This window comes from Pseudomonas sp. FBCC-B1565, assembly GCF_059133265.1.
Window position 1 is genome coordinate 868611 of record NZ_CP101438.1, and the last position, 12320, is coordinate 880930.

Annotated in this window: 12 protein-coding genes; 8 read left to right on the forward strand and 4 right to left on the reverse strand. The window is 60.9% G+C overall.

What is annotated here, in order from left to right:
* From NL123_RS04115 to NL123_RS04130, 4 genes are all read left to right on the forward strand, one after another.
* Nucleotides 1-447: a DUF4879 domain-containing protein gene (locus NL123_RS04115; protein WP_248484702.1), complete on the forward strand. Its 447-nt coding sequence runs from the start codon at nt 1-3 to the stop codon at nt 445-447.
* A 96-nt stretch (nt 448-543) separates the two neighbouring features.
* Nucleotides 544-1050 carry a (2Fe-2S)-binding protein gene (locus NL123_RS04120; RefSeq protein WP_071493627.1) on the forward strand — a complete coding sequence of 169 codons (507 nt, stop codon included), beginning with the start codon at nt 544-546 and terminating at the stop codon, nt 1048-1050.
* Complete coding sequence (locus NL123_RS04125) at nt 1047-2036, forward strand: FAD binding domain-containing protein (protein ID WP_248484700.1); 990 nt, start codon at nt 1047-1049, stop codon at nt 2034-2036. Before NL123_RS04120 ends, NL123_RS04125 begins: the two co-directional genes overlap by 4 nt.
* Nucleotides 2033-4216 carry a xanthine dehydrogenase family protein molybdopterin-binding subunit gene (locus tag NL123_RS04130; protein WP_494357261.1) on the forward strand — a complete coding sequence of 728 codons (2184 nt, stop codon included), beginning with the start codon at nt 2033-2035 and terminating at the stop codon, nt 4214-4216. The genes NL123_RS04125 and NL123_RS04130 overlap by 4 nt, the downstream gene beginning before the upstream one ends.
* A gap of 121 nt (nt 4217-4337) precedes the next feature.
* On the opposite strand, the gene NL123_RS04135 is transcribed toward NL123_RS04130, so the two are convergent.
* A complete protein-coding gene (locus tag NL123_RS04135) occupies nt 4338-5588 on the reverse strand; it encodes an MFS transporter (RefSeq protein ID WP_494357262.1) in 1251 nt (416 codons plus the stop codon).
* 319 nt (nt 5589-5907) lie between these two features.
* On the opposite strand from NL123_RS04135, the gene NL123_RS04140 reads away from it, so the two are divergent.
* The 3 genes from NL123_RS04140 to NL123_RS04150 are packed head-to-tail and all read left to right on the forward strand — an operon-like array spanning nt 5908 to nt 8536.
* Complete coding sequence (locus tag NL123_RS04140; RefSeq protein ID WP_494357263.1) at nt 5908-7347, forward strand: cytochrome ubiquinol oxidase subunit I; 1440 nt, start codon at nt 5908-5910, stop codon at nt 7345-7347.
* A gap of 1 nt (nt 7348) precedes the next feature.
* Nucleotides 7349-8356, forward strand: a complete 1008-nt coding sequence (gene cydB, locus NL123_RS04145; protein ID WP_058427711.1) for a cytochrome d ubiquinol oxidase subunit II — start codon at nt 7349-7351, stop codon at nt 8354-8356.
* A gap of 12 nt (nt 8357-8368) precedes the next feature.
* Entirely contained in the window at nt 8369-8536 is a 168-nt protein-coding gene (locus NL123_RS04150; RefSeq protein WP_010206690.1) for a DUF2474 domain-containing protein, read from the forward strand.
* 65 nt (nt 8537-8601) lie between these two features.
* Here NL123_RS04150 and NL123_RS04155 read toward each other — a convergent pair whose 3' ends face one another.
* Nucleotides 8602-9726 (reverse strand): methyltransferase, encoded by a 1125-nt coding sequence (locus NL123_RS04155; protein WP_494357264.1) that lies wholly within the window; start codon nt 9724-9726, stop codon nt 8602-8604.
* Between the two features lie 151 nt (nt 9727-9877).
* Nucleotides 9878-10588, reverse strand: a complete 711-nt coding sequence (locus NL123_RS04160; protein ID WP_494357265.1) for a helix-turn-helix transcriptional regulator — start codon at nt 10586-10588, stop codon at nt 9878-9880.
* 380 nt (nt 10589-10968) lie between these two features.
* On the opposite strand from NL123_RS04160, the gene NL123_RS04165 reads away from it, so the two are divergent.
* Nucleotides 10969-11745: a ferredoxin--NADP reductase gene (locus NL123_RS04165; RefSeq protein ID WP_494357266.1), complete on the forward strand. Its 777-nt coding sequence runs from the start codon at nt 10969-10971 to the stop codon at nt 11743-11745.
* A 45-nt stretch (nt 11746-11790) separates the two neighbouring features.
* On the opposite strand, the gene mscL is transcribed toward NL123_RS04165, so the two are convergent.
* The gene (mscL, locus tag NL123_RS04170) at nt 11791-12207 is read right to left on the reverse strand and encodes a large-conductance mechanosensitive channel protein MscL (RefSeq protein WP_017737414.1); all 417 of its coding nucleotides are present in this window, start codon (nt 12205-12207) and stop codon (nt 11791-11793) included.
* Nucleotides 12208-12320: the final 113 nt, after the last annotated feature.

Genomic DNA, 12320 nt, shown 5'->3' on the forward strand with positions numbered 1-12320 from the left:
ATGAAAAACGCCAGCCCGTGGAGTCTAGCCCTGATCCCCTGTATCAGCCTGTTGCTCGGCGCAGCACCGGCCTGGGGCGCGACTGCACCGCCGTTGAGCGAAGTGCGCGTGTTCAAGGTTGAATCGGCGGCGTGCACGGAAGCCATTCCGGAGCGCGCGCAAAGCACGCAGATGTGCACGCACCGTGGGCCCACCAAGGTGTCAGTCATGGAAGTCGGCCTGGGCAACAACCCCATGGGCCGCTTTGATGGCGCAGAGCTCAATGGGCAGCGCACGGCGGTCTGCCAGGTGGGCAACATCAGCGAGGCCTGCAACGGGGCCGGCACGCTGATGGGCTACATCTATGTGTTTGACCTGAACGTGGAGGCCCAGGGCTGGTTCCAATACAGCAACTCCTCGATCAACCCTCCGCAGAACACCCTGACGACACTGCTCAATATCCGCTGATCAATCACCTTGAACGCTCATTACCCCGGGAAGTCGTACCCCTGAGACGGCGACTTCCCTGAACGCCGCGGATGTCCACCAACCCGTGAGGTGTTTATGAGCGCAACCCCCAATGGCGCGGCGGCCCAACCGTTCGTCAGCCACTCGATACGCCTGAGCCTCAACGGCCAGGATCGCCAACTGGATGTGTTGCCCTGGACCACACTGCTCGACCTGCTGCGCGAGCAACTTGACCTTGTCGGCAGCAAAAAAGGCTGCGACCACGGCCAATGCGGCGCCTGCACGGTGTTGCGCGATGGCAAGCGGATCAATGCCTGCCTGACCCTGGCGGTAATGTGCGACGGCGCCGAGCTGACCACCATCGAAGGCCTGGCCGACGGCGACCAACTGCACCCGATGCAGCAGGCGTTTATCAAGCACGACGCCTTCCAATGCGGCTACTGCACCCCCGGCCAGATCTGTTCCGCCGTGGGCCTGGCCAACGAAGGCCGCGCCCATGACACCGCGCAAATCCAGGAATTGATGAGCGGCAACCTGTGCCGCTGTGGCGCCTACAGCAATATCCGCGATGCCATCGAGGAAGTCCTGGAGGGCAAACCATGAACCCCTTCCATTACAGCCGGCCGACCGGCGTACAGGAGGCCGTGCACCTCAGCAGCGCTGCTTCGCGCTTTATCGCCGGGGGCACCAACCTGCTGGACCTGATGAAAGAAAACATCAGCCGCCCCGAGCATCTCATCGATATCACCGGCCTGCCGTTGCACGACATTCAGCAAACGGCCAGTGGCGGGCTGTTGATTGGCGCCCTGGTGAGCAATGCCGACCTGGCCTGGCACCCGTTGATCGAACAGCATTACCCGTTGCTTTCCCAGGCCATCCTCGCCGGTGCCTCGCCGCAGCTGCGCAATATGGCCAGTACTGGCGGCAACTTGCTGCAACGCACCCGTTGCTACTACTTCTATGACGCCACGGTGCCGTGCAACAAGCGCGAGCCTGGCAGTGGCTGCCCGGCGCGCACCGGCTTGAACCGCATCCATGCGATCCTGGGGGCGAGTGAGCAGTGCGTTGCTACCCACCCTTCGGACATGTGTGTCGCCCTGGCGGCATTGGCGGCGCGGGTACATGTCGAGGGCCGTGGCGGTGCGCGGATCATTGAGTTCGCCGACTTCCACCGTTTGCCCGGCGACACGCCGCAACGCGACAACCTGCTGGCCGACGATGAGTTGATCACCGCCATCGAACTGCCTGCCGACAACCTGGCAAGCCACAGCAACTACCTGAAGATTCGCGACCGCGCCTCTTACGCCTTCGCCTTGGTGTCTGTAGCCGCAGCCCTTGAGCTGGACGGTGACGTCATCGTCGACGCACGCCTGGCGCTCGGCGGCGTGGCCCACAAACCCTGGCGCGACCGCGCGGTGGAAGCCGGGCTGATCGGCCAGGTCGTCAGCCGCGAAACCTTCAGCCAAGCCGCCGACGCCCTGCTGCAAGATGCCGAACCCCTGGCGCACAACGGCTTCAAAATCAAGCTGGCGCGCCGGGGCATCATTCGTGCCCTGAGTGACGCCGCTGTCGCAGGAGAACGCCCATGACTGCCATCGGCAAACCCTTGGACCGGGTCGACGGTCTGCTCAAGGTCACCGGCCAGGCGCGTTACGCCGGTGAGTTTCCCGAGGATGGCTTGCTGCATGGCAGCGTGGTGTCCAGCACCGTCGCCAAGGGCCGGGTGCTGCGTATCGACGCTTCCAGGGCGTTGGCGCTGCCGGGGGTGGTGGCGGTAATTGATCACCTCAACCGGCCAAGAATCGCCAGCTACGACGACGCTTTCCAGGACGACGACGCGGCCGACGGCTCGCCGTTCCGCCCGCTGTACAACGACCGTGTGCTGTACAGCGGCCAACCCCTGGCCTTGGTGATCGCCGACAACCTCGAATTGGCGCGGCATGCCGGCTCCCTGGTGGAGATCGAGTACGCAACCGAAGCCTTCGAAACCGACCTGCTGGCCATGCAGGAACAGGCCTATGCCTCGCCGCAAACCCCGCCCAAGCCGCGCGGCAACTTCCAGGCCGAGTGGAGCGGCGCCGCCGTCAGCCTGGACCTGCACTACAGCACGCCCGTCGAACATCACAACCCGATGGAGCCGCACGCCAGCACCGTGCTGTATCAGCCGGACGGCACCCTGCATATCCATGACAAGACCCAGGGCCCGCAGAACTGCCAGGCCTATGTGCAAAAAGTCTTCGGCCTGGATAAAAGCCAGGTGCGCATCTTTGCCGCCTTCGTCGGCGGTGCGTTTGGCTCCGGTTTGCGCCCGCAGTACCAATTGCCGCTGGCGGTGATGGCGTCCCTGGCGCTCAAACGCTCGGTACGCGTTACCCTGACTCGCCAACAGATGTTTACCTTCGGCTACCGCCCGCGCACCCTGCAGCGTTTGCAAATGGGCGCGGCCGCCGACGGTCGTTTGCTCGCGCTGGGCCACACCGCTATCGGCCAGACCTCGCGCTTCGAGGATTTCAGCGAACATGTGGTGGAGTGGAGCGGCATGCTCTATCACTGCGACAACGTGCAACTGACCTACAACCTGGTGCCCCTGGACGTGTTCACGCCCCTGGACATGCGTGCGCCTGGCGCTGCCCTCGGGGTGATTGGCCTGGAGTGCGCCATGGATGAACTGGCCTGCGCCCTGGGGATCGACCCGGTGCAACTGCGATTGATCAACTACGCCGAGCGCAACCAGAACGAAGACAAACCCTGGTCAAGCAAGGTCCTGCGCGAGTGCTACCGCGAAGGTGCCGAGCGTTTCGGCTGGAGCCAGCGCAACCCGGAACCGCGCAGCATGCGCGACGGCCGCCAGTTGATCGGCTGGGGCATGGCCGGCGGTGTGTGGGAAGCCATGCAGATGAAGGCCAGTGCCAAGGCGCGGATCGACGCGCAGGGCAAGCTGACGGTCAGCAGCGCCACCACCGATATCGGCACTGGCACTTACACGGTGATGACCCAGATTGCGGCGCAGGCCAGTGGTGTGGCGGTCGAAGACGTGGCCTTTCTGTTGGGCGACTCCTCACTGCCCACCGCGCCACTGCAGGGCGGTTCGTTTACCGTGTCCTCGGTGGGGACGGCGGTGCAGCAAGCCTGCGAAGCGTTGACCGGCAAACTGCTGGCCATTGCCCGGCAGACTTACCCGGTGTTCGCGCAGGCTGAATCCGTACGCTTTGAAGACGGCCACTTGCACACCGGTGACGTGAGTGTGTCGTTGGCGCAGTTGGTCAAGGACAGTGGCGAGGACGCGTTGGAAGTGCAGGTCGACAGCGAGCCCGACAAAAAACGCGAGGGCTACAGCACCGCCACCCATTCGGCCGTCTTCGTCGAGGTGCAGGTGGATGAGGACCTGGGCACCATCAAGGTCCGCCGGGTGGTCAGTGCGATTGCCGCCGGGCGCGTGGTCAACCCCAAGATGGCCCGCAGCCAGATTCTTGGCGGGGTGGTGTGGGGCATCGGCATGGCCCTGCATGAAGAAACCCAGACCGATCATCAGTTGGGGCGCTTCATGAACCACAGCCTGGCCGAATACCATATCCCGGTGAACGCGGACATTGGCGAGATCGACGTGGTGTTTGTCGAGGAACATGACGAGATCGTCAACGCCCTCGGGTCCAAGGGCGTGGGGGAGATCGGCATTGTCGGTGTTGCGGCGGCGGTGGCGAACGCGATTTATCACGCCACCGGCAAACGGGTGCGGGAATTTCCCATCACCCTCGATAAGGTGCTCTGACACGCTCTAGCCAGCACTGGTTATCCAAGTGTGGGAGGGGGCTTGCCCCCGATGGGGGGTGTCAGTCAACGATGCTGTGACTGACATGGCGCTATCGGGGGCAAGCCCCCTCCCACATGGGTTATACGCTGGTTTTTTGAATAGGCTCTTCCACCAGCACGTGCATGCGGTCACGGTTGGCCAGGGTCGGGAACAGCTTGATCCACACGCCCGTCACCACCAGCGTACCGATCCCGCCCATGACCACGGCGGGCACGGTGCCGAACCAGTGGGCGGTAATGCCGGATTCGAACTCACCCAACTGGTTGGATGCGCCGATAAACAGGCCGTTGACCGCACTGACGCGGCCGCGCATTTCATCCGGGGTTTCCAACTGCACAAACGACGCACGGATGACCATGCTGATCATATCCGCCGCCCCCAGCACCACCAGCACCGCCAGGGAAAACCAGAAGGAGGTGGACAGGCCGAAGGCGATGGTCGCCACGCCAAACACACCGACAGCCGTGAACATCACGCGGCCCACATGGCGGTCCACCGAGAACCGCGCCAGCCACAATGACATCAACAATGCGCCCACCGCCGGCGCCGAGCGCAGCAGGCCCAGGCCCCAGGCGCCGGTCAGCAGGATGTCTTTGGCGAACACTGGCAGCAATGCAGTCGCGCCGCCCAGCAGCACAGCGAACAGGTCCAGGGAGATGGCGCCGAGGATGTCCGGGCGGCTGCGGATAAAACGGATGCCGGCCAGCAGCGAATCCAGGGTGGCCTTGCCTTTGTTCAACGGCGTCTGGCGGGCGGGCAGGTTGAGGGTCAGCACGCAGGCAATGAGGTACAGCACCACCGTGGGGCCATACACCCACACGCTGCCGAACGCATACAGCAAACCGCCGAGGGCCGGCGCGACAATGGTTGCCAATTGTTGGGCAGACTGCGATGAGGCCACGGCTCGCGGGAACAAGGCGCTGGGCACAATACTTGGCAGCAACGCCTGGGTGGTGGGCATTTCAAAGGAGCGCGCAGCACCCAGCAGGAAGGCGAGGATAAAGATCATCTCGCGGGTCACGTTGCCGGTCAGGCCGCCGATGGCCAGGCTCAGGGCAATCAGCGCCTGCACGGTCTGGCAGATGGCCGCTACCTTGCGCCGTTCATAGCGGTCAGCCACGTGCCCGGTGTGCAACATGAACAGCACGCGAGGTACGAACTCCACCAGGCCGACCAACCCCAGGTCCAGCACATTGCCGGTCAGTTGGTAGAGGTTCCAGCCGATGGCCACGGTGAGCATCTGGAAGCCGCTGGCGGTGAAGATACGCGCCAGCCAGAACGCGATGAAAGGGCGGTGGTGACGCAACAGCAACGCGGGTTCACTAGGCATCGGGGAATTCAGATCAGAGCCGGAGGGAGCACCGAGATTATCATTAAGTTGTAACAGATAGTTGCAACAACTGAGCTGAGGCAGTCTGTCACGCGGCAAAAGACCACACAGTTCAATCCTGAAAATGGGACTACTCTTTCAGCAATGCTTGATCCAGATCAATGCCCGCCCGGGCATCGGCCTGGCGGCCTCAGGGCCAGATTCCCTACGTGGTTGGCTAAAAAAAGAAACGAATCGAAATTCGCCAGGCTCCATATCCGTGGGGGCAGTGGGTGCAGGCTCCCGCCAGCAGCCGGTATTACCTGACAGAGGAAGACATATGTTCGGTTTGGAGGCGCTAGATCTCGCCCGAATTCAATTTGCGTTCACCATCTCTTTCCACATCCTGTTCCCGGCGATCACCATCGGCCTGGCCAGTTACCTCGCGGTGCTGGAAGGCTTGTGGCTCAAGACCCACAACGACACCTACCGTGACCTCTACCACTTCTGGTCGAAGATCTTCGCCGTCAACTTCGGCATGGGCGTGGTGTCCGGTTTGGTCATGGCCTACCAGTTCGGCACCAACTGGAGCCGCTTCTCGGACTTCGCCGGCGCCGTCACCGGCCCGCTGCTTACGTACGAAGTGCTCACGGCCTTCTTCCTCGAAGCCGGTTTCCTCGGCGTGATGCTGTTCGGCTGGAACAAGGTCGGGCGCAACCTGCACTTTTTCTCCACCGTGATGGTGGCCGTGGGTACGCTGATTTCCACGTTCTGGATCCTCTCTTCCAACAGCTGGATGCAGACGCCCCAGGGCTTTGAAATCATCGATGGCCGGGTGATCCCGACCGACTGGTTCGCCGTGGTCTTCAACCCGTCGTTCCCGTATCGCCTGGCGCACATGGCCACGGCAGCCTTCGTGGCCACTGCGTTCTTTGTCGGTTCCTCGGCGGCCTGGCACTTGCTGCGCGGCAAGGACAACCCGGCGATCCGCAAGATGCTCTCGATGGCAATGTGGATGGCCCTGATCGTTGCGCCCATCCAGGCGGTGATCGGTGATTTCCATGGCCTCAACACCCTGAAGCACCAACCGGCGAAAATTGCCGCGATTGAAGGCCACTGGGAAAACATCGGCAACGAACCGACGCCGTTGATCCTGTTCGGCTGGCCCGACATGAAGGCCGAGAAAACCAAGTTCGCGGTAGAAATCCCCTACCTGGGCAGCCTGATTCTCACCCACTCCCTGGACAAACAGGTGCCGGCGCTCAAGGAGTTTCCACCGGAAGACCGCCCCAACTCGACCATCGTATTCTGGTCGTTCCGGGTCATGGTCGGCCTGGGCTTCCTGATGATCTTCACTGGCCTATTCAGCCTCTGGCTGCGCCGGGGCGACAAGATGTACACGTCCAAGCCGTTCCTGTACCTGGCGTTGTGGATGGGGCCGTCCGGCCTGATCGCGATTCTTGCGGGTTGGTTCACCACCGAGATCGGCCGCCAGCCGTGGGTGGTCTATGGCTTGATGCGCACGGCGGACGCGTCCTCCGGGCATAGCCTGGCGCAGATGACCATCACCCTGGTGTTGTTCGTGGTCGTGTACTTCGCGCTGTTCGGTGCGGGCCTGGGTTATATGATGCGCCTGGTGCGCAAAGGGCCTCAGACCCACGAAGGCAGCGAGCCCACCCACGGTGGCCCTGGCCAGAAACGTACGCCGGCCCGTCCGTTGTCCGCCGCCGATGATGGCAGCGATGACGACCACACCCACATCCAGCACAAGGGGCATTGAGATGGGTATTGATCTTCCGCTGATCTGGGCCGTGATCATCATCTTCGGCATCATGATGTACGTGGTCATGGACGGTTTCGACCTGGGTATCGGCATCCTGTTTCCGTTTATCCCGGGCAAGACCGATCGTGATGTGATGATGAACACCGTGGCCCCGGTCTGGGACGGTAACGAAACCTGGCTGGTACTGGGCGGCGCGGCGTTGTTCGGTGCGTTCCCGCTGGCCTATTCGGTGGTGCTGTCGGCGCTGTACCTGCCGCTGATCCTGATGCTGATCGGGCTGATCTTCCGCGGTGTAGCCTTCGAATTCCGCTTCAAGGCCAAGGACCACAAGCGTCACCTGTGGGACAAGGCATTCATTGGCGGCTCGCTGGCGGCAACGTTCTTCCAGGGCGTGGCGCTGGGTGCGTTCATCGATGGCATTCCAGTGGTGAATCGCCAGTTTGCCGGCGGTTCGCTGGACTGGCTCACGCCGTTCACGATGTTCTGCGGCGTGGCGCTGATCGTGGCTTATGCGTTGCTCGGCTGCACCTGGCTGATCATGAAGACCGAAGGCTCGTTGCAGGAGAAAATGCACAACCTGGCGCGGCCATTGGCCTTCGTGGTGCTGGCGGTGATCGGCATCGTGAGTATCTGGACGCCGCTGACGCACCCGGAAATCGCCTCGCGCTGGTTCACCCTGCCAAACCTGTTCTGGTTCCTGCCAGTGCCGATCCTGGTGCTGGTGACCATGTACGGGTTGATCCGCGCGGTGGCACGTAACGCACACTACACGCCATTCCTGCTGACGCTGGTGCTGATCTTCCTGGGTTACAGCGGTTTGGGCATCAGCCTGTGGCCGAACATCATCCCGCCGTCAGTCTCAATTTGGGATGCTGCCGCGCCGCCGCAAAGCCAGGGCTTCATGCTGGTGGGTACGCTGTTCATTATCCCGTTCATCCTGGGCTATACCTTCTGGAGCTATTACGTGTTCCGCGGCAAGGTCACCCACGAAGACGGTTATCACTAGGAGGGTCGTTCCATGTCCGGCAAACCTTCGTTGCACGAGATTGAACAGGCCGAGAAGCAGCCATTGTGGCGGCGCCTGGGGTGGCTGGCGATGATCTGGACTGGCAGTGTGCTGGCCCTGTTCGTCGTGGCCAGCCTGATGCGCATGTTTATGAATGCGGCCGGCCTGACCACCCACTGACATCCCGATCCGGGCTTTGCGGCCCGGCTTTCCAGCCCTGCTTTTTGCGAGAGAAGCAGGGTTTTTTATTTGCGCGCCTTGAGGATCACGAACTTCGGCGTGGTGGCGACTTGCTCGACACCCCGGAACAGGCGTGCCAGCTTGGTGTGATAACCCAAATGTCGGTTGCCGACTATATAGAGGGCGCCGCCCACCACCAGTGCTTCCCGTGCCTGCTGGAACATGCGCCAGGCGAGGAAATCACCGACCACCTGCTGCTGGTGGAACGGTGGGTTGCACAGCACCACGTCCAGGGATTGTGGCTCTTGCCCGGCCAGGCCGTCGGCGGCACGCACCACCACATTACGTTCACCGAGGGCGGCTTGCCAGTTCTCCAGCGCCGACTGCACGGCCATGTAGGACTCGTCCACCAAGGTGTAGTGTGCTTCGGGGTTGTGCAGGGCGCTGGCAATCGCCAGTACGCCGTTGCCGCACCCCAGGTCCGCCACGCGGGCGCTGCCCAGGTTTTTCGGCAGGTGGGGCAGGAACGCGCGGGTACCGATGTCCAGGCTTTCACGGCAGAACACGTTGGCGTGGTTCAGCAACTCGATAGCCGGTGCGTCGAGGGCGTAGCGGGTGGGGTAGGGCGAGACGGCAACGGGGCGATCCTCTGCGGTGGCGATCAGCAGGCGTGCTTTTTTTACCGCGAGCGATGCGTGCATCGGACCAATGTAACGCTCCAGCAACTCGCCCGCCGCCCGTGGCAAATGCTTGATCATTGCCCCGGCGATCACTTCGGCGCCTGGGGCCAGTTGGCCTTGCAAGCGGATCAGTTGTTCTTCCAGCAGCGCGAGGGTTTTGGGTACGCGGATCAGCACCCGGTCGAACGGCCCGGTGGGGAGGTGGCTGGCCGGGATGAACGGAACAGCGTCAAACGCCTTGCCGTTGCGCACCAGGTTTTTTTCCAGGCCTTGTGCCGCCAGGAACGAGTCGCCACTGGAGGTCACCTGCACCTGGCCCTGAAGGCTGGCGGCAAGGGCGCCGAAGCTGTCATTGAGCACCAGCACCCGGGTGTGTGCGGCCGGCTGCTGTTCGGCCAAATGGCTGAGCAGGTACTCGTCGGCGGCATCGAAGGCTTGCAGCGGATCGTTGTGTTGCTCTGGCTGGCGGATCAGATCGAGCTGGGCAAAGGGGCTTTCGAGCAGGGGCATGGCGGGGGAGACTCTGGGTAAACGATGGGTGTTCGACAGCGGTTGCCGAACCGTCTGAGTGAACCACGGGCGACTCCCCGGAAGGGGCTGCTCAGCACTCAGAATGGGCGGTAAATGTTACGTTTTTTTCAAGGGGATTACATGGAGTGTTTTAAATGATGCCGGCCCGAGCGGCGCGAAGCACGGCGGCGATTTTGTTGTTGACGCCCAGTTTCTTGAAGCTACTGTTCATATGAAAGCCTATCGTACGCTCGGACAAACAAAGGATGGCGGCGATATCTGCTGCGGTCTTGCCCATGCCAGACCACATAAGGACTTCCGTTTCCCTAGGGGTCAATTTGCTTGCAGGGTTGACGCTGGGTTTTTCGGCAAACTTCTGCGCCAGCACGGCATGCATGGCGTGGCAGAGCCATAGCGCCATTCCTGCTTTTTCATACAATTCTTCCGGGCTGATGTCACCCTTGCCACGGCTCAACGTCAGCATGCTGAAGACCCCCCGGAAATCATGCACGCTGATAGTCAACGCCTTGTGTACCTCCAAGGTAGCGGCCAAAGACCAAAGACTGGGCACGTCTTTGAATGTTTCCTCCTTCCAGACAAGGGGTAACACGCCCTCCCTACAATGTTTCACTACGGGGTCTACATCGAAGTAGTGCGCTTGGTTGTATAGATTTTTCCATTCAATTGGATAGTTCGTCAGTTCCACCGGTTTGTTTTGACCGTTGGTGAGTTGAGAGCTCATCTTGAAGGAACAGTATTGGAAACCGAGTTCGTAGGCCTTGTTGATGGTCATTTCGAATACGCTGGTGACCTCGTCCTCACCTTCGAGCGAGTGGAGTCGTGTATTTCGCCAGTTAAGCATGGGTAAATCTCCATGGGATCTCCGTGACTTGGGGTACGTCCTTTATCCCCAACGTTGCACGAAAATCAGTGTAGGACACGTACTACATGGCGAGAGGAAAATTTCGTTCTTGCGCTGTAAGGTTTAAGAATTTTTCCACAGGAAGGTAGTTAGCCAAGCAAGTGGCAAGTTTGAAACCCGCGACTTATTAGGGGGTTGAAGCCCCTGTAACAACCCACTAACAGCGGCTATATGAGGTAGTTTTTATAGCTAATAGCGAATTGATCGAAGGTGAAATTAATTTGCCATCACTGTGTGCTTGCGTGATGCCACTACCTATCGTAGGTGTTTCCGCACGTGACTTTGAGCGACACTAGGGCACCTGTAGAACGGAGCCCCCCATGACGGCCAGTGCTGAGAAATTTACCCGCCAGACCTTGCTCGACGTGCAATCGCTGACCCCCAGCCTGTTTACCTTGCGCACCACCCGCGACCCGGGCTTTCGTTTTACCGCGGGCCAGTTTGTGCGCCTGGGGGTTACCAAGGCGGATGGCAGCACGGTATGGCGTGCGTATTCCCTGGTGTCCTCGCCGTTTGATGAGCACCTGGACTTCTTCTCGATTGTCGTCCCGGACGGTGAGTTCACCAGCGAACTGAGCCGCCTGCGTGTGGGTGATACCTTGATGGTGGAGCGCCAGGCCACGGGGTTCCTGACCTTGAACCGTTTCGTCGACGGCCGAGATCTGTGGATGCTGGGCACCGGCACCGGGGTGGCGCCGTTTTTGTCGATCCTGCAGGACTTCGAGGTCTGGGAGAAATTCGAACGCATCATCCTGGTGTACAGCGCACGCGAAGCCAAAGAGTTGGCTTACCAAGCGCTGATCAACACGTTGGGCGAACGCGAGTACCTGGCCGAATACGCGCACAAGTTCACCTACATCCCCATCGTCACCCGCGAACAACACCCCGGTGCGTTGAACGGCCGCATTACCACGCTGATCGAAAATGGCGAGTTGGAACGCGCGGCGGGCGTCGAACTGACCCCGGAGCATTCCCGCGTGCTGATCTGTGGCAACCCGCAGATGGTCGATGACACACGCCAGTTGTTCAAGCAGCGCGATATGAACCTGAGCTTGAGCCGTCGACCTGGCCAGGTGGCGGTGGAAAACTACTGGTAATAAAAAAGGCGCCTCACACCAGGCGCCTTTTTCGTGCCGGCTCGATTAGAGCGGCTTGTCGTTCTGTGCCTTGAGCAGATCGCGGATCTCACCCAGCAACACTTCTTCCTTGGTCGGCGTCGGCGGCAGGCTTGGTGCCACGGCCTCTTCACGCTTGAGGCGGTTGATTGCCTTCACACCCATGAAAATCGCAAACGCGACGATCACAAAGTCGATGACGCTCTGGATGAACTTGCCGTATGCCAGGACCACCGCAGGCACATCGCCTTGGGCGGCCTTGAGCGTTATCGCCAGGTCACCGAAGTCAACGCCCCCGATCAACAGACCAATGGGCGGCATAACCACATCGCCTACAAACGAGGAAACAATTTTGCCGAAGGCGGCGCCGATGATAATACCGACGGCCATGTCGACCACATTACCTTTGACCGCGAAGGCCTTGAACTCACTGATCACGCCCATAGGTTATTCCTTGTTACAGATGAGAAGGGTGGTACCCAGTGTAAGTCAGTCGTAGAGGGCTTGCCTGAAACAACCGTTAACACTGTTAGCTTTTATCGACACATTAAAACGCA